Annotated in this window: 17 protein-coding genes; 13 read left to right on the forward strand and 4 right to left on the reverse strand. The window is 30.9% G+C overall.

Annotated features, from left to right (window positions below; translation table 11 throughout):
- The first annotated feature begins 76 nt into the window (after positions 1-76).
- Positions 77-1,096, forward strand: coding sequence for a serine hydrolase domain-containing protein (locus AA089_RS19700; protein WP_046758722.1), 1,020 nt, complete (start codon positions 77-79; stop codon positions 1,094-1,096).
- Between the two features lie 549 nt (positions 1,097-1,645).
- Here the strand turns inward: AA089_RS19700 and AA089_RS19710 are convergent.
- Positions 1,646-1,801, reverse strand: a complete 156-nt coding sequence (locus tag AA089_RS19710) for a hypothetical protein (protein ID WP_156169150.1) — start codon at positions 1,799-1,801, stop codon at positions 1,646-1,648.
- Between the two features lie 193 nt (positions 1,802-1,994).
- Here AA089_RS19710 and AA089_RS19715 point away from each other — a divergent pair, with 193 nt between their 5' ends.
- The 11 genes from AA089_RS19715 (at position 1,995) to AA089_RS19765 (ending at position 14,182) form a co-directional block, all read left to right on the forward strand.
- The gene (locus AA089_RS19715; protein WP_046758725.1) at positions 1,995-3,713 is read left to right on the forward strand and encodes a hypothetical protein; all 1,719 of its coding nucleotides are present in this window, start codon (positions 1,995-1,997) and stop codon (positions 3,711-3,713) included.
- 158 nt (positions 3,714-3,871) lie between these two features.
- Positions 3,872-4,348: a toxin-antitoxin system YwqK family antitoxin gene (locus tag AA089_RS19720; protein ID WP_053002600.1), complete on the forward strand. Its 477-nt coding sequence runs from the start codon at positions 3,872-3,874 to the stop codon at positions 4,346-4,348.
- Between the two features lie 165 nt (positions 4,349-4,513).
- Complete coding sequence (locus tag AA089_RS19725) at positions 4,514-5,692, forward strand: hypothetical protein (protein WP_046758726.1); 1,179 nt, start codon at positions 4,514-4,516, stop codon at positions 5,690-5,692.
- Positions 5,693-6,104: 412 nt separating this feature from the next.
- Positions 6,105-6,521: an OmpA family protein gene (locus AA089_RS19730; RefSeq protein ID WP_046758727.1), complete on the forward strand. Its 417-nt coding sequence runs from the start codon at positions 6,105-6,107 to the stop codon at positions 6,519-6,521.
- 605 nt (positions 6,522-7,126) lie between these two features.
- Positions 7,127-7,966, forward strand: a complete 840-nt coding sequence (locus AA089_RS19735) for a LytR/AlgR family response regulator transcription factor (protein WP_046758728.1) — start codon at positions 7,127-7,129, stop codon at positions 7,964-7,966.
- A gap of 98 nt (positions 7,967-8,064) precedes the next feature.
- Positions 8,065-8,613: a DinB family protein gene (locus AA089_RS19740; protein WP_082113371.1), complete on the forward strand. Its 549-nt coding sequence runs from the start codon at positions 8,065-8,067 to the stop codon at positions 8,611-8,613.
- A 146-nt stretch (positions 8,614-8,759) separates the two neighbouring features.
- A complete protein-coding gene (locus AA089_RS19745) occupies positions 8,760-10,184 on the forward strand; it encodes a serine hydrolase domain-containing protein (RefSeq protein WP_082113374.1) in 1,425 nt (474 codons plus the stop codon).
- Positions 10,185-10,298: 114 nt separating this feature from the next.
- Positions 10,299-11,780, forward strand: a complete 1,482-nt coding sequence (locus AA089_RS19750; RefSeq protein ID WP_046758730.1) for a S41 family peptidase — start codon at positions 10,299-10,301, stop codon at positions 11,778-11,780.
- Between the two features lie 122 nt (positions 11,781-11,902).
- A complete protein-coding gene (locus AA089_RS19755) occupies positions 11,903-12,886 on the forward strand; it encodes a hypothetical protein (RefSeq protein WP_156169152.1) in 984 nt (327 codons plus the stop codon).
- 108 nt (positions 12,887-12,994) lie between these two features.
- Positions 12,995-13,528 (forward strand): helix-turn-helix domain-containing protein, encoded by a 534-nt coding sequence (locus AA089_RS19760; protein ID WP_046758732.1) that lies wholly within the window; start codon positions 12,995-12,997, stop codon positions 13,526-13,528.
- A gap of 105 nt (positions 13,529-13,633) precedes the next feature.
- Positions 13,634-14,182, forward strand: coding sequence for a hypothetical protein (locus AA089_RS19765; RefSeq protein ID WP_046758733.1), 549 nt, complete (start codon positions 13,634-13,636; stop codon positions 14,180-14,182).
- Between the two features lie 25 nt (positions 14,183-14,207).
- On the opposite strand, the gene AA089_RS19770 is transcribed toward AA089_RS19765, so the two are convergent.
- From AA089_RS19770 to AA089_RS19780, 3 genes are read right to left on the reverse strand one after another with little or no spacing between them, the layout of a single operon-like run.
- Positions 14,208-15,080, reverse strand: coding sequence for a DUF5777 family beta-barrel protein (locus AA089_RS19770; RefSeq protein ID WP_046758734.1), 873 nt, complete (start codon positions 15,078-15,080; stop codon positions 14,208-14,210).
- Positions 15,070-15,615: a YceI family protein gene (locus tag AA089_RS19775; RefSeq protein WP_046758735.1), complete on the reverse strand. Its 546-nt coding sequence runs from the start codon at positions 15,613-15,615 to the stop codon at positions 15,070-15,072. Before AA089_RS19775 ends, AA089_RS19770 begins: the two co-directional genes overlap by 11 nt.
- A 10-nt stretch (positions 15,616-15,625) precedes the next feature.
- Entirely contained in the window at positions 15,626-16,060 is a 435-nt protein-coding gene (locus AA089_RS19780; protein ID WP_082113377.1) for an OB-fold protein, read from the reverse strand.
- A 184-nt stretch (positions 16,061-16,244) separates the two neighbouring features.
- On the opposite strand from AA089_RS19780, the gene AA089_RS19785 reads away from it, so the two are divergent.
- Positions 16,245-17,363 carry a LytR/AlgR family response regulator transcription factor gene (locus AA089_RS19785; RefSeq protein WP_046758737.1) on the forward strand — a complete coding sequence of 373 codons (1,119 nt, stop codon included), beginning with the start codon at positions 16,245-16,247 and terminating at the stop codon, positions 17,361-17,363.
- Positions 17,364-17,482: the final 119 nt, after the last annotated feature.

A 17,482-nucleotide genomic window follows, 5' to 3' on the forward strand; every position in this document is an offset into this window, starting at 1 on the left:
GAATTGAATCACTTATATCGAACTGACGTTAGTTACTGAACTCGTTTAAACTTCTCACTTAAAAGCAAATAGTATCATGAAAAAAAAGATCTTTAGAATCGTATTACTGCTAGGAACGTTCATTTCTATGTTTTTTGTTCCTTGGATATTGGTTTGGGCTTGGATATTACCATTACCAAACACCATTCAAGAACAAGTAGACGAAGCGATTCATCACGGATTTGATGGAATGATTGTCTATGTAGACGAAGCTGGAAAACCGCCTGCATTTTACACTGGTGGCTGGAAAGATCGAGAAAACAAAGTTCCCGCAGATCCAAAATCACTATTCAAAATTGCAAGTATTAGCAAATTATATGCCGCTGTTTCCATAGCGAAACTAGCCAAAAACAATCAGATTTCCCTAGATGAAACGCTCGCTGATTACTTTCCTGAACTTGTAGGTAGAATTGAACATGCAGAAAAAATTACCATCAAAATGATGGTACAACATCGAAGTGGCATTCCAAACTTTACAAGTAATGCTGCATATTGGGAAGATGAACAGGAAAATGGCAAAAACGCACTTGCATTTGCGCTCGACTTACCTGCAAGTTTTGAGCCCGATAAAGGCTATGAATATTCAAACACGAATTACTTACTGCTACGACAGATTATTGATAAAGTCGTTGGCTACAGTCATCAACAATACATCAAAGAGCACATATTGTTACCGCTTGGACTAAAAAACACGTTTTTTTCTTTAGAAGAAGTAAACATAGACGATGTCATGAGTGGATACTATGTCGGTACTGAGCAAGATTTCAAAACCAATGAAAATGGTATGCTTGCTACAGCAGAAGATGTTGGACAATTCTTGCGCGCTTTAAATGATGGTTCTGTATTTAACGAAGGGGAAAAAGAAATCTACTCCTCTATATACGAGTACAATCATGGCGGTTTAGTTCCAGGTTACCAAAGTCTTGCAGAATATCGTGAAGACATCGATACAGTTGTAGTACAATTTATCAATACGACAGATTTCAACGGATACGAATGGAATCTATCAGAAATTATGATTAGTCGTATTTTCAAAATAATAAAGCGGCAAAAATAAGTAGAATTGATTTTCCTCTAATTCATGCGAATCTTATAAAAGCAAAAAGAGTGCTTCAATTAAGAAACACTCTTGCCACTCGTCAATTAAATAAATAAACTACGTAAAACTAAACTAAATCTTTATTCTTTTTCATAACAATTGTAATTGTTACTCATTTGCTAAATTCAAAACTAATACACTACAAATAAAGGGCTAAACTCTCTATACGACCAACCAAAATAGCGTGAAACGGAAAAATAGCCCGTGAAAGTTCTCATATGGAAGTTGAAGAAATGACATAGTTCTCAAAATGAAAACTCGCGACACAAGCACATGCGAATATGGAATGCTCATTTTTAATTCAAACACACTTGCGGGAACAATTCTGTGCTTCCCAAAAGCCTGTTACAGCGTTGCGAGACGCTTCTGAGGTTGAACAAAAGCTTCCTGCAAACCTGCGAGACGCTTCTGAAGTTAAACAAAAGAATGTTGCAGACCTGCGAGACGCTTCTGTTTGCGCCCGAAAGCTTGTTGCATTGCTGCGAGAAGGTTTCAGGAACGTTTTTATTACGAATCTTTCAATATATCATTAAAAAATGATCGTTTTGTTACATAATTTGCAAAACACCTTTTTACGTCATTAAAAGAAAGATGAATAATTAAATAATCTGTGATTCCTGTATCCCAATTGTCATTCCTACTTAGTTTGGAATCAGTTTTCATGTATTTTACTACAAATTCACAAATTATTTTGTTGGCTTTACGGAAAACCACATTGTATATGTGTGGTATTTGTTTTACATTTAGGGAGCACAATAGGAAGTTGTTGTAAAATTAGTTCCTGTTATTTACCGTATTTAGTATAAAAACAGGAATTCCTTATATACGTACGTTACCTGCAATTAAAAAAAACATAATGAATATTGACACAAGAATGAACCTTTATGTTTTAGTTGATTATAATGACTTCTTTGGAAATCACAAAAGTTATGATGAAGCAAAAGAATTAATTAATAAAATCTCTTCAAGAAATTTATTGGAATATATTTCACTCTTCAGTGTCAATTTATTTTTGAATGAAAACAACGAAAATACTGGTAAAACTCAGTTTAATCTCGTAGATAGCTTACTTGGTAAATGTGGAAAAGACAAACAACAACAATGGGCTTCAACAATTAAAAAAATTGGCGAAAAAGGTCATTCACCAATTATGTTTTGGAATTATTCCAACCTTCTTTTTCAAAATTTAATTTTAGAAAATTATAATGAACTAGAGTATAAACAATTATCAAATATAGATTTATTCAATATTTTTAAAGCGTATTTAATAATAAATAGCTTAGCAAATGGTAGAATTAAAATTAAGAAAGATCAAATAACAAAAGCTGATGAGCAAAATAAAATTGAAGAACTTTTAATTCCAAGTTTGATATATCAAAGAGATTATATATCTACTCTAGAATACACTAGTCAATTAACAAGAGGTGTCTATTTTTTTAGATATTTAGATTCAGAAAAAAAATACCAGTCACATATAAAAGATTATTACAATTCTTATAACCTAAACACATATAAAGAATTACTCGTTAGCTTGTTGGTTATCTTTACTGAAATAAATATAGGCATCACAGATATAGAAAGAAATCATATTTTAAATTTAAAAGATTCAATTAATGCAAATTTCATCAGTCTTAAATTCATAGAGAAATTTTGTATCAATTCTGAAATTTCAAACTATAAATATGATGATAGTTTTGGTTTTCTGAGACGAAAATTTTTATATAAAATTTCTAAATATGAATATTTAATTTTAGATGTAAATTTTCTTATTAATCAATTTTATAGTGCTCAAGTATTTTCATTTAATTCTTATTTAAAAAATAAAAAGTATAAAGGAAATTTTTTATCTGAAAAAGGTAAAGATTTTACAGAAGAAAAATATCTACCAATTATCATAAAGAGCTGTTTTCCTAATTACATAAAATTTTTTGGAACTAGTTGTATTAATTCATCAAATAATGAATTATGTGATGTATATATCAGGTCTAACAATAAAATTTGTTTAATTGAATTTAAAGATGTTATGTTAAATTCGGTAGCAAAAAATGAAGGAAACAAAGAAAAAGTTTTCAATGAATTTAATAAAAAATTTATTTCAAATCAAAAAGGAAAACCAAAAGGTATTTCTCAATTAATAAATGCAATCAATGACATTAACAATAATGATGGAGTTTCATTTGATACAATTATTGGTTCACAAACACAAGAAATATACCCAATAATTCTTTACACAGATTTGTCTTTTGGAACTGAAGGTATTAATAAAGTCTTTAATAAAAAGTTTCAAGAAAAATTAAAAGGCATCAAATTAAAAAATATAAAAATTAAAAAAATAATTTTTATCAATTTAACTTTTTTTGAAAATAACGAAGACTATTTTAATAAAGGTTTAATAAATATTTTTGACCTAATTGATAGTTATATTAAGCACATAGAACATCCTAAATTTACCATGAGTACAATTGAAGTCTATACTCAAATTTATATGAATGAAAAAAATATTATTGAATTAGGAACACCATCATCATTTAATAAAGTACAAGGAGAATTAATAGAATACTTAAAAAACATATAACTTCAGGTAACACTGTTTATAATTTATTGCTAGCTCTAGCCTACTTACGAAAATCCTCTCGGATTTTCTATTCGGTTTTTATTTACTAAATTACGTGCTAAACTACGCAACAAACCATATACAAACACGTGAGCAATTAAAAAAACTAACTCTGAAAAATGAAAATTAAATATTCCTTCTTATCGTTTTTATTTATAATACTTCTGAATTCTTGCAAAGATGAACACATAATGATAATTGAAAAGTGGGAAAACGGAACTGCGAAAAAAGAGAAAAGATGGATTAATAAAGAGTCAAATTCTTTTAAAGAATTGACATATTATGATAACAGCAGAATTAAACTAGAAAAAGATTATAATAACGGAGAGCTATATCTTTATAAAGCCTATTACGAAACAGGAGAAATAAGGGCAATTGTAATGTATCATAATAATAATTCTATATTTGGAGCTGAATATTACAAAAATGGGCAACTAATGGGGAGCGTACCAACCAACTTGAACGGAGAAATAAATGGAACGATAACCTATTACTATGAAAATGGAAATTTAAGAGGCGAACAAAAATATTCGAATAATAAGCTAATTGGAAATTCAAAAGAATATGACCTGAATGGGAATTTAGTTTCTGAATAATAACTGCTCACAACAATATGTATAGAAAATGCTTATTTTAATGCCAAACCAAAGGTCTGTGTTTTTTTTGCTAGCGTCTGATTTTCCTACGGAAAATCCTCGTACCCAAAAACGCACTTTCCATACATTAAACATTGGCATTAATTTGAACAAACTAACAACTAAATGAAATATATATTTAAAATTTCAATGTTTTTCATGCTAATTTGTGCGATAATTGGATGTCAAAATCGGAAGAATATTGAAAACAGATTTTCGTCATTAAATGATACGATACTATTAAAAACAAAGAAAATAAAAGGAAATGGTTTATTTCAATTTGGTGTTAGCAATATAGAATTTCAAGACACTTCGAAAACTTTTTCAAATCAAGTCAAATATCCAAAAAACATTAGCGATTTAAAACGGTTTCAACTGAAAACAGATTTCAATGAAACAGAAAATTATAATGTAGAAATACTGAAAGGTTTTAAAAATGGTAAACAAATTTTCATTGTAGATGAAAATAATAATAAAGATTTTACTGACGATTCTATTAGAGAATACAAACCAATAGATTGGAGTGAATCTGCGAACTTGATTAAATGCAACTATTTAATTTCCAACGGTACAGAAACAGTTAGTGATTCTTCTTGGTTGAATATTGGAGACTCGAACGGTAATTTTTCACTTGGAAAAAGGGAATATTTAATAAGCAAATTTGAAATTGACAACAAGAAATTTGAAATTGGAATTATTGAACCTCGAAATCCATTGAGTTTTACCTATGGTTTTCGACCACAAATTTCGATACTATCAGATTCAGGAATAAAAAAAGATTCAATATCTGAAAGTGATTTAATAGCATTCGGAGAAGCTTTAAATCTAAATGGTAAATATTATCGTTTTGAAAAAATTTCCAATAATGGAGATATAATAACATTAGTTAAGGATAAAAACTTTGAATCCAAAATTGGAACTCAAAAAGGTATGATTGCCCCTAGCTTTAAGGTTATTACTATGTCTGGAGATACTTTAGCGAATTCATACTTACAAAATAAATTCACAGTCATTGCTAATTCTTGCGGTTGCGGTGGCGACAAAGAATCAACAGAAGCATTTTATGAAATGGAAAGAATATTTGGAAATCAAATAAATATTCTGCATGTTGATTCAGATATAAAAATGTTGGATATTGGAATACATATAGACTCTCAAGAAGAGTTCAATAAAGATTTTTACAATAATTACAGAAAAGAATATTGTTCTAGACTCTGCTATGTTATTGGAAAAGACAATAGAATTGTTGAGAAATTCAATATTAATGAATGGAAAAACATTTTACCGAAAACAATAAAAAACTAATGCCAACACCGTATAAAATTAATTGCGGGTTATAACCTACTTACGAAAATCCTCGCGGATTTTCTATTCGGTTTTTATTTACTAAATTACTTGCTAAACTACGCAACGAATCATATACAAACATGTTGGCATAATACGAAGAACATTGAGGAACAAAATTAAAATACTGGCAATCACATTACTGACTTTTCAGTTTAGTTGTGCTCAAAATAATACTCTGAATTTTAAGGTTTCAACGAATTATTTAGACAAAATTCCAAGTCTTATGGAAACAAAAACGATTGAAAATCCAGATTCGAAAATCAACGTTTATTTTTTCAAAAAACATTTTGCTCAATTTTATGGATTACCAAATGAATTGACAAATAAAAAGTACTATGCCCAACAAGGTGTATAAACCGATGGCTTTAATATGAAACTGAAAAAAACACTATTAATTATAATCTTACTTGTTTTCATAAAACTATCATATGCGCAACAGAGTGAATCTCTAAGTGAATTAAATAAAAGAATCAAATTCTCAAGCTATAAGTCTTTAGACTTAGATAAAGGCTCTCATAAAATTCTTGATTTAGTATCTCAAATTATTAAAAAAAATGATGCATCCTATTTGATTGAATCACATTCTTGCATGAAAGGTAAAAATGAGACAAACCTTATTAAAACTCAAAAAAGAGCTGAAATCATAAAAAAAGAGTTAATTAAAAGAGGAATTGAAAATTCAAGACTCGTTGCGGTGGGATATGGAGAGACAAAAAGAATATATATTTGTACGACTAGAGTTTGTGATTTACAAAACGAAAGAATTGAAATTATAAATATTGACTAACACTAAAGCCAACAACGGTAACCGTCACAAAACCCTATAATTTCAAAAAAACAAGGCATTCTTAGCGCTTTTAAGAAGACTTTTATTTTGAGTTTTACTATGAAATCCTAAAATGAACACCGCTTACAATCAAGATATAATTATCAAATAGTATCTTTATTTTTGGAAATGACTAAATCCAGTGATGTGGCTTCACTTTTTGGCGTTTTTATGATAAATTTCAGATGTTTTTTAAGTTAAAAGCAATTTTATCCGTTGATACAAAAATCTAAATCTAACTCAGATGATAAACGACGATAAAAGTTCTCTTTGGGAATACATTCACTTAAACTAAAATGATGTGAAAAGTAGTTCTTTGGTCTACTTTCTTGCCTTGCATTAGTCATGGTACAAAATTTATCAATATATTAGACTTGTGCAACAGACACAATGTATAAAAACATAGCTAATAAATGCTTTTCGAGAGGTTCCTATGTGTTAAAAATTAAGATCTATACAATAGATGATAAAACCGAAAATTAATGTCAATGTCGAAACACTAATCGCCCAAAAAGGACGATATTTATGATTTATTTACATATCAAACTAAAATATAGTAGTTCCTTATGCAGTGGCTAAATTTACCATATCCATTATTGAAATCCACGAAATACAAGTGGTTATTTGCGTTATTATCAGGTATGTTTGTTTTCGTATTTTTGATTGTTTTTGAACCTTTTGGCGCTGCACAATCAATAGTATACAAATATGTATTCTTGGCTGGTTTTGGAATTTCTGTTTTTTTGGGTGTTTGTGTAACCTATTTTATGCTACCTAAATTATTTCCAGTGTTTTTTCGACCAGAAAAATGGACCATAGCAAAGGAAATTCTATTACAATCTTGTTGCATCTTGATCATAAGTGCTTTTAATTCCCTGCACAATTACAATTGGTGGCGCGATATTGATTTTTATCAAAACTTTTATATTTTTCTTAAAATCACTATTTCGATAGGGATTTTCCCTATCATAGGTTTAATCTTTTTTAAAGAACGTACACTTTCAAAACGCAATATCGAGAGAGCACGATTACTTTCTAATCAGTTACCGCCAGTAGCTACTGAGGAAACTAGTTCAGTGCACATACAAGAAGAAAGTGTAAAAAAATCACCTATTGTACTGCAATTATCAGATTTTCTATACGCACAATCAGAAGGGAATTATATAACGATATATTATTTGGACGATAGTGTGCTTATGCACAAACTAATAAGGCTTTCTTTAAAACAGCTTGAAATACAATTAGAAAATCTTTCTCAAATAAAACGTTGTCATCGCTCCTACCTTATTAATATGCAACATATAATAGCTATTGATGGCAATGCGAGATCACTTACAATACAACTAGATAAAGTTGCGACACCTATTCCCGTTTCTAGATCTTTTTCAAAAGCTGACTTTAAATAGCGTTCCCGTTCATCACAAAAGTGGCACATCCATCCCGTTTTTTTATAACGTACTGATTTCAAGACTATTTTTGAGCTAAATAATTTTAAAATAAACTTATGAAAAATCGTATTCACATCATCTTGATCTTTATAGCAGGAATCTTATTATTAACAAGCGCTACAAGTATGGAATCAGACAAAGGAAATCCTGATCTCAAATTAAAACTAAATGAGGTGGCATCCTATATTGCTGTTCGGGATACAAAAAACCTTGAAGTGTCAGAAGCTCCAGTTGCGTGGCATATGGATCACATTTATTTAATGGTAAATCAGTTACACAAAGCACTTAAGTATTCTGATGAAAGTAATTATAAAGCGGAATCTAATACTACCCGTGACTATGTCTTTACTAATAATACGTTACCTAGAGGAAAAGTGACTGCGCCAGAGTCGGTAACACCAAAAGGAACTATAACTATCAACACCTTACAAACGCATTATGATGAAGCGCTTGCTACTGTCGAAAAGTTACCTACACTTGCAGAAAAGAAGCATTTTAATCATCCTATTCTCGGGACTATGAATAGAGACGAGACCATTAAATTTCTTACGATTCATACAGAACATCACCTTAAAATTATACGTGATATATTGAAGGACAAGTAGTGTTTCAGCTGCTTTACAAAGTATATATCAACTTTGAAGTACAAAAAATAGGTGTCTACAATTCCTAATATTGAAATGAAGTATCTCTCGTAGACGAGTACGCATCGACGTAGCTAATAAGTTAAAAACAATAATACAATCTATAAATGAAAAAAATAAGTATTCTCTTAACTGTTCTATTCTTCATATTTGCCTGTAAGGATAAGGAAAATACACAAAAAGCAGCTTTTGAGTTTAAAGTTGAAGAAAATGATAAAAGCCAAAAGCTTGACTCTGTTTATTCTGCACATTTTGAAAGAAATGAATTTAACGGTAATGTACTGGTAGCAGAAAATGGTACAATCATCTTTCAAAAAAGCTATGGAATTGCCAACGAAAAGACCAATCAGAAACTGAATATTCAGACCTCTTTTGAATTAGCATCTGTCTCAAAACAATTTACCGCAATGGGAATAGTACAACTTCAAAAAGAAGGAAAACTATCTTACGATGACCCAATTAGCAAATATATCCCAGAACTGAAACACTATTCAGGTGTTACCGTAAAGAACTTATTAATGCACACTGGTGGTTTGCCTGATTATATGAACATTATGGAAAAGAATTGGGACAAATCTAAAATAGCTACAAACGAAGATGTAATTGAACTTTTTGCAAAACTAAAACCTGAAAAGGAATTTGAGCCAAATCAAAAATATAGTTATAGCAATACTGGATATTTACTACTTGGTACTATCATAGAAAGAGTAAGTGGAAAATCATTTGAACAATATTTAAATGAAAAGATTTTTACACCACTTAAAATGGAAAATACCTTTGTTTATCAGAGAAGGTTTAGTCCAAAGAAAATCGATAATTATGCATTAGGCTACATCTATTCAGATAGTTTGAAGCAAAATATAGTACCTGACGATTCGCCTGAAGATGATTATGTCATTTATTTAGATGGTATTGTTGGTGATGGCATGGTCAATTCCAATGTTGTTGACTTATATAAATGGGATAGGTCTCTTTATGGCAATGAACTTGTAAATGCTGAAGACAAACAATTAATTTTCTCGTCCTATCCAACAGAAAATAATGAAGAAACTGGGTATGGATTTGGCTGGTTCGTTAGAAACAATGGTCTATATGGTAAAAGAGTTCTGCATACAGGTCGTTGGGCTGGTTATTTGACAATTATTGAAAGACATATAGATACTGATAAAACAATCATTCAACTCATGAATATCGAAAATAAAATCACAACAAGTCCAGCTAAATTCGCCCGAAAGATTCTGTATGATCAACCTATAGAGAAACCTTTTACATTGACTGAAGAAGTACTCAAAAAATATGTGGGAACTTATATTTGGGACGGACAAGAATCGGAGATTATTTTTGAATTCGGAAGACTATGGGATAGCGGTCAATATGAATTAAAACCCATTTTAAAGACTCAATTTGTCATTATTGGTTTCAGACCCGAAGTTACGTTCACGTTTAACCTAAATGACGATGGTTCTGTAAAAAATTACAGAGTACAACAAAAAGAAAACGATATAGATAAAACGTATATTCGGAAAAAATAACAAAGGCCATTTTAAACACCAAGGTCTACGCATTTCGGAAAGTAAATGCTTATTTTCAGCGCTACTTTTCATATATTGGAAACAAGCATACAGCAATCTTAAATTAAATAGAAAATGAAAAAAATAATCTTACTTTTAGTTTTAATGCAACTATCATACGACGGATTTTCACAAACGTGTGACTGTTCTTCAAATCTAAAATGGCTCTCTGAAACATTTGAAAAAAATGATGCAGGATTTCAATATGTTATTGATATTAAAGGAGAAAATGCGTATGCTGCACATAACAAACTTTATACTGAAAAAGCATCAAAAATATCGGACTTGAACGAATGCCATCAGTTACTAAATGACTGGACAACATTTTTTAGAGAAGGCCATCTCAATGTTCAGTTAATAGCTCAAAGTCAAAATACAATTGAGCAAACTGGACCATCGGACAAAGAAATCATAGAGAAATATAAAAATACTGAACAATTTAACATAGAGAAACAAGAGTTTGAGAACTACATAAATAAGCTTGGAAACAATCCAGGTTTTGAAGGTGTCTGGTTTTCAGAACCGTATACAATTGGAATAGTAAAAGATGATAAAAATGCAAACAGAGAATACGTGGGATTTATAGTCAATTCTACAAGTCCTTATTGGCAGAAAAATCAAGTCAAACTTGAAATTTTTAAATCAAATGAAGGAAAGTATCGTATGAAATATTACATGAGAGACCATTCAGTACGAGATTTTGAAATAGTTGAATTATGGGGCAAAACGTATATACGTGCTGGTTCAGGCGCTATTCTGCTCAAAAGAAATTTGCCACAACAAAAACCTGATGAAGATATTGAACGATACTATAACTTCATGTATGCCAAGAAACCTTTGATTGAAAAAGTATCTGATAATACCGTACTATTGAAAATTCCATCATTTAATTATTCCAACAAAAAATATATTGATAGTTTATTAAAAAGCAATGATAATTTGATCAAGAATACAGAGAATCTCATTATCGATGTAAGATATAATGGTGGTGGCGATGATAATAGTTATGAAAAAATAAAACCTTATTTATACACAAACCCAATAAGAAAAGTCGGTGCAGCATATTTATCAACAGAATTAAACAATAAACGAATGGTTGATTTTATGAATGATCCAGACTGGTCGGATGATGATAAAAAATGGGCAAAAGAAGGTTTGCAAAAATTAAACAAGCATATCGGAGAATTTGTGAACTTAAATGAAAGTATCGTAAGCATTGATACGCTTAAAAAGGTCTATCCAAATCCAAAAAATGTAGCAATTATAATAAATAGATTTTGTGGGAGTACTACAGAACAATTTTTATTAGAAGTAAAGCAAAGTAAAAAAGTAAAACTTGTGGGAACCACTACAGCAGGTGTATTAGATATTTCAAATATGTACTATGTTATTTCACCATCAAAAGAATTTAAATTGTGGTATGGTTTATCAAAAAGTTATAGAATTCCTGAAATGACAATTGATGGAAAAGGAATACAACCTGATTATTATTTTGATAAAACCATTAAACCTTACGAGTGGATTGATAAGACAATCGAAATACTGAATCATAAATAGCCAGTTGCCAAACATGTGTATCATTCATTGCTAGTACTCGCCTACTTATGAAAGTTATCGCGGATTTTCTATTCGGTTTTTATTTGCTTAATTTAGCATTTAACATTTAAGAACATAACGAAATGATGATCAAAAAAATCGGATGGCTCGCACTATTCATAACATGTATACTATATTCATGTAAAAATGAACCCATAAAACCCTTCACATTTACAGTGAGCGATTATAATTATTCGTTAGCGTATTCAATAAAATACAAACTCACAGAAGAAGAATTAACCATTACGTTTAGAGGCGAACTAGAAGGCGAAAAAGATAGTCTACTATTCGTTACCACAAAGTTGCCAACATCCAGTTTACGGAAAATTTCAGCAATTCAGATAGACAGTCTAAGCTATCTATATCATAATAACTGTATTTCTGACGGAGATGTAAAATCAGTACGATTTAAAAAAGATTCCGTATCAAAAACCATACATCTACAAAATTATTACCATGCACAATTGAGTCCTGTATTTGAGATAATAAATAAATTGGTTCCTGAAAAGTTTCAAATGTCATATGTTAAAAAAACATATTGTGATGATGTTACAATTATAAAAGATATCAATCAATTAAGAACTGAAAATTCCGAAAAACAAAAACAAGCTACTGCTCCAACGAAAACCCAAATAAAAGAACGAATTGAAACCCTTTTTCAATCGGAAATAGACAGTGTGTATCAATTGGAAGACAAAAAATATCTATTCACTCAAAAACGATTTATAGGTAATGGAAATCATTATTATGACGAAATTAGATGCTGTATCATTTCCTTTTCCGAAGATAAAAGTACACTGTATCCGATAGATATAAAAATCACTAAAAACAACGGTTCATTAGACGAAAATGGATGTTTTATCATCACACAAAAGCAAAATTACGAATTTAAAGACGCCATGTTTATTCATTATGACGAATCTACGCAACTACTACAGTACCAATTTCATGATGTGAACATATATTCGAATGAAAATGTAGCCGTATTTCGACAATTTATATACAAATTCGCAGCAGGAAAATTTACGTTGGTTTCCAAACAAAATAGAAAAGTACGTTACGAATAAATTTTGTAAAACTCACAAAATACATAGAATATAATAGAACTATTAGTACTTTTACACATCACTTACACCAATATAAAGCCGATTGCAAGCCTGCAATATTAAGGGTCTATGAAAAATAAAGTTAAATTTTACAGAGAACAACATAATTTAACTCAAACGGAACTTGCTAAAAAATCAGGAGTGTCTTTACGTACCATTCAAAGAATTGAAAATGGAAGTCCTCTAAAAGGATTTACCTTGACTGCTATCGCAACGGCATTGGACGTTTCGCCAGAAAATCTGCAAAATGATACCATTGACATCGAAAAAGTAAAAATGATCAATGTCGCCACACTCAGTTTCTGCCTCATTCCATTTGGAAATATCATTTTACCTGCAATTTTAACCTTCAATACGCACAATGAACGAACCAAATCGCTAGGAAAAGATATTATTAGCACACAAATTATTTGGACGATTATTACCGCTATTCTATTAATCATGACTCCTTTTATTCAAGTTAGATTTTCTAAAAATATTCCATTAATTATCATCGTGTTAGTAGTGTTAATGTGTATCAACGTATTTATTGTCTTCAAAAATTCCATTCGATTGACAAACAAATCGGAATTGTACATCAAGCCGAAAATCAAGCTTTTATAGCTATTGTCATATAATTGTCACCATTTTGTCGGCATCATTTTTTATCAAAATTAGCAAGATTGTTTGATTATTGTAGCACAAAATCAATCAGTCAAAATATTAAAAATGAACGATCAAAAAATAACAGGAAAATATATTGTCATTACAACTATCGCAGTACTTTTTACTTGGCTACTTCACGAATTTACCCATTGGTGCACAAGTGAACTTTTAGGCTTTACAGCTATGATGCAAATAAACGCTTCTTCGATAGTTTCAAGTGAACAGCTAACGCCATTGCAGGCGACAATTATCTCCATATCTGGTCCAATAATGACCATCTTACAGGCAATACTTATCTATTTTGTTTTGATGAAAAAAACGTGGAACAAACACCTTTATCCTTTTCTGTTTATTTCTTTTTACATGAGATTTTTAGCAGGAATGATGAATTTTATCAATCTAAATGACGAAGGCCGAGTAAGCAATTATCTTGAAATTGGTACATTTACATTACCCATCATCGTAAGCGCTTTGTTATTTTTCTTAGTTTATCAGATTTCAAGAACATACAAACTCCATTGGAAATTTCAAGCTGTCACTTATATCATTGTGATGATTGTCAGCTCTATTGTAATCTTGGCAGACCAATTTTTTAAAATTCGAATTATATAGAAAATTTTCTTGAAAATCGAGTTACTTATAATTGAATATGATATGTAGCATGAAATCCGAAAAAGAAGTTGCCATCGTTAAAATTGAAGTTTTTAGCCGTTTGTGTGATAAAAGTATCTTCCACAAAAAACGGATTGTTGGTCATTTTAAACTGCAACAACAACTTACTAACTTCCCAATTGGCACCTAAAGCAAATGCTCCAAAGGTTTCTCGCGATTTCAATTCGTTGGTGAGATAGTAATATTCCGAAACAATCGACACATGATTGCTAACTTTGTAACGTGTTCCAAAACCAAGTGCAAAATGGTTGTGATCGTCCAAAGGCGAACGTGAAGAAGCTCTATGAATAAACGTTGGCGTCAACTGAAATGAGAAGTTTCTTGAAAACTTTCGCGCAATCAATACCTGAGTTGTAAAAGCCAACTTATCGCCAAAACTGCCACGTGTTTCTACATTAGTAAACACACGCGATCGATATGTAGCTGTTTGTAATAACGAAATACTGATCGGATTCTTATCATCCATCGTTTGTCGTAATAACCTATATTTCAAATACGTATCAAAAATTCCATCGGGACTTCCTGAGCCAAATCCAATGGTCAATCGATCAGAAATTCCATAATCAATTCCAAAACGTGCGCTCATTTTATCAGCTACAAATGACTTTCTATTCGAATTTGGAATGTCCCAATAACGGGTCATTGCAGAAATTTCCAAGGTATTTTTCTTTCGAGTTTCAACAGAATGTCCAAGAGACAACCGCGTTCCTTTAAAAGTCAACAATGTAAAATTGTCAACATCTTGCGTTTCATTATCTAACTTATCCAAAAGGTTCTGAGCCGACACAAACGGCGCAATACTTAAGAAAAGTACAAAGAATATATAATTACTTTTCATAGGGAACATACTTAAAATTAAACGAAACTTCTATCTTCTTTGAAATGTTGGGCGACAATAATGGCGGCACATTAATATTATAATCGTCAATCAATACTTCCAAATCGCCTGAAATGGTATATCCGTTGGAAGTTTTAGCAATTGTAGCTTTTATTTCCACTGGCTTGGTAATATCTTTCAGTGTAAACTCGCCTTTAATAATTTTCGTCTGTTCCGCGGCGTCTGTAGCATCAAAATCTGTGAATTTTCCTGTAAACGTTGCTTCTGGATACAAATCGGATTCTATATAACTTTCATTAAAATGTTCGCGCATCAATGTTTTCTTAAACACAAAGGTTCGCATCAAAATACGCACCGCAATTTCTTGTGTTTCAGGATTAAACAAACTTAGTACCTGATTGTTAGTCGCCTGAATATTTTCTACGGAAGTATACGAAAAAAACGTAACCTGACCTTGTCGTTCTATAAACTCATTCGTCTCCGTGCGAATACTAGAGGAAATGATAAAAATGAACGCTAGTAAAACTTTATTCATAAAATTCGTCTTATATAATTACACAGTGTAACAGGATAATATCCATTAAAAAACCTTTTAAAACTCCTTTCAACTTTATGTCTTGACCCGCGTGAAGCTTCACAACTTCGTTCCGCTGATCGGACTGCATTTCGCACAATATAAAAGTTTTATCCGAGTCGCCTTTTAAAATTAGGCTATATTTTCCATCACGATATGTAATTTCTTTAATTTCTCCTTCAATCTCAATTGCCTTCTCAATAAAGCCTTCTAATTTTTGTTGTTTGCTTTCCAATTTCTGCAAAAGTTCACTCGTTGTAAAGGTATCAGAAGTTTCTATTTTTGAAGTATCTACTTCTCCGCTATTAAATAGTATAAACACATAAACAAGACACGCCAAAAGCAAAGCAAATACCGCTACTATTTTGTGTCGTTTTTGTAGGTTCATAATACGATGGAGAATCATTTTTTATTAAAAACTATTTTTTGTAAAATTATAGTGTAAAAATACGCTTTTCAGGAGTTTTAAAAGCACGGAAAGTAACCGAAATGGAAAATCGGAGGCTAAAACGGAATATTAACTGCTGAGAAATCAAGCTTTCATCGGTTGATATATTATTTTAGTATTTTTAAAAAGAATTGAATCTATAATGAGAAACTCTAGAATTTATTTATACACAACGATTGGTTTTGTACTTGTATATATTGTTACGATAAGCTTTGTCGTAATTCCGTTAACGTTAAAATCGAAAAGCACGGTTATTCTTCAAAATGACATTGACTTGGTTGCTCAAGAAATTCAGCAAATGAGTGTCATTTCTGGCGATATGTTGTCACAGAAAATTGATAAAAAAAGCATTCTGAATAGCATTCAAAAAGCAACTTCAGGTAGTGACAATGAAAATGTATATTTAACCGTTTTTGATTGGTCTGGGAAAATTGTAAGTCATCCTGATAAAACAAAAATTGGTGGCAAAAACCAGCAAAAAAGCAATACCATCTCTAACATGAAAAGTGTCGTTACAGGAGATGAACTGTATCAACTTGTAAAAGATAACGTCAATAATACGGAGGAAACATCTGAAATTATTGACATGCGTCCAATTCCAGATTCTGATTTGATCATTGCAGGACACTTAAACATAAAAAATATACAAACCCAAATCAATGCGTTTAAAGAACAACTCGTTACTGTTTTCTTTATTTTAGGATTAATTTTGCTCGTGCTGATTCTCAGTATCACAAGAGTACTATCATTATACTACGAACGCATCATTGATCGGAAAGCAGCCAAATTTGAAGATGGCGTATTAAACCTTTCAAAACTAAACACTTCGCTAGAAAATTATCAAAAAAGCATGGCTTCTCTTCAAGAAAAATCGGTTGAAAAAGTAGCCGAAGAAATTATTGAAGAAGACACCAAAGAAGTGCCAAAACAACGACTACTAACCTACATCCGAAACGAATTGATGCCAATTGCAGTAGAAGACATTGCCTACATTTATGTTGAAAACTCTATTTCATACGTAGTTCGAAAAGATGGCAAACGTTTCACAGCAAACGACAGTTTAGACCAAATATATGCAACATTAGATTCCAAATTATTCTTTAGAGCCAACCGACAAACTATTGTGGCAATTTATGCAATTGACAAAATTATAAAGTACGGAAACAGTGCCCTGAAGATAGAAATGCAACCAATCTCAGAAATTGATATTGTCATCGGAAAAAACAAAGTTTCTGTGTTTAAAAAATGGTTAGATATGTAACTGTTTTAATTCCATACCATTAGACAAAATTCCTATCAAAACATAGACAATTCAACACAAAATTCAAATCATTTCATATGTTAATAACATCAAAAAAACAGCGTTCATTTCTTGATAAA

It is taken from the genome of Kordia jejudonensis, assembly GCF_001005315.1.
GTDB classification, from domain to species: Bacteria; Bacteroidota; Bacteroidia; order Flavobacteriales; family Flavobacteriaceae; genus Kordia; species Kordia jejudonensis.

What these genes read in the sequence shown, in the direction of transcription:
- AA089_RS19700 (WP_046758722.1), top strand. Translation starts at nt 77, where the DNA reads ATGAAAAAAAAGATCTTTAGAATCGTATTACTGCTAGGAACGTTCATT.
- AA089_RS19710 (WP_156169150.1), bottom strand. Translation starts at nt 1,801, where the DNA reads ATGAAAACTGATTCCAAACTAAGTAGGAATGACAATTGGGATACAGGA.
- AA089_RS19715 (WP_046758725.1), top strand. Translation starts at nt 1,995, where the DNA reads ATGAATATTGACACAAGAATGAACCTTTATGTTTTAGTTGATTATAAT.
- AA089_RS19720 (WP_053002600.1), top strand. Translation starts at nt 3,872, where the DNA reads ATGAAAATTAAATATTCCTTCTTATCGTTTTTATTTATAATACTTCTG.
- AA089_RS19725 (WP_046758726.1), top strand. Translation starts at nt 4,514, where the DNA reads ATGAAATATATATTTAAAATTTCAATGTTTTTCATGCTAATTTGTGCG.
- AA089_RS19730 (WP_046758727.1), top strand. Translation starts at nt 6,105, where the DNA reads ATGAAACTGAAAAAAACACTATTAATTATAATCTTACTTGTTTTCATA.
- AA089_RS19735 (WP_046758728.1), top strand. Translation starts at nt 7,127, where the DNA reads ATGCAGTGGCTAAATTTACCATATCCATTATTGAAATCCACGAAATAC.
- AA089_RS19740 (WP_082113371.1), top strand. Translation starts at nt 8,065, where the DNA reads ATGAAAAATCGTATTCACATCATCTTGATCTTTATAGCAGGAATCTTA.
- AA089_RS19745 (WP_082113374.1), top strand. Translation starts at nt 8,760, where the DNA reads ATGAAAAAAATAAGTATTCTCTTAACTGTTCTATTCTTCATATTTGCC.
- AA089_RS19750 (WP_046758730.1), top strand. Translation starts at nt 10,299, where the DNA reads ATGAAAAAAATAATCTTACTTTTAGTTTTAATGCAACTATCATACGAC.
- AA089_RS19755 (WP_156169152.1), top strand. Translation starts at nt 11,903, where the DNA reads ATGATGATCAAAAAAATCGGATGGCTCGCACTATTCATAACATGTATA.
- AA089_RS19760 (WP_046758732.1), top strand. Translation starts at nt 12,995, where the DNA reads ATGAAAAATAAAGTTAAATTTTACAGAGAACAACATAATTTAACTCAA.
- AA089_RS19765 (WP_046758733.1), top strand. Translation starts at nt 13,634, where the DNA reads ATGAACGATCAAAAAATAACAGGAAAATATATTGTCATTACAACTATC.
- AA089_RS19770 (WP_046758734.1), bottom strand. Translation starts at nt 15,080, where the DNA reads ATGAAAAGTAATTATATATTCTTTGTACTTTTCTTAAGTATTGCGCCG.
- AA089_RS19775 (WP_046758735.1), bottom strand. Translation starts at nt 15,615, where the DNA reads ATGAATAAAGTTTTACTAGCGTTCATTTTTATCATTTCCTCTAGTATT.
- AA089_RS19780 (WP_082113377.1), bottom strand. Translation starts at nt 16,060, where the DNA reads ATGATTCTCCATCGTATTATGAACCTACAAAAACGACACAAAATAGTA.
- AA089_RS19785 (WP_046758737.1), top strand. Translation starts at nt 16,245, where the DNA reads ATGAGAAACTCTAGAATTTATTTATACACAACGATTGGTTTTGTACTT.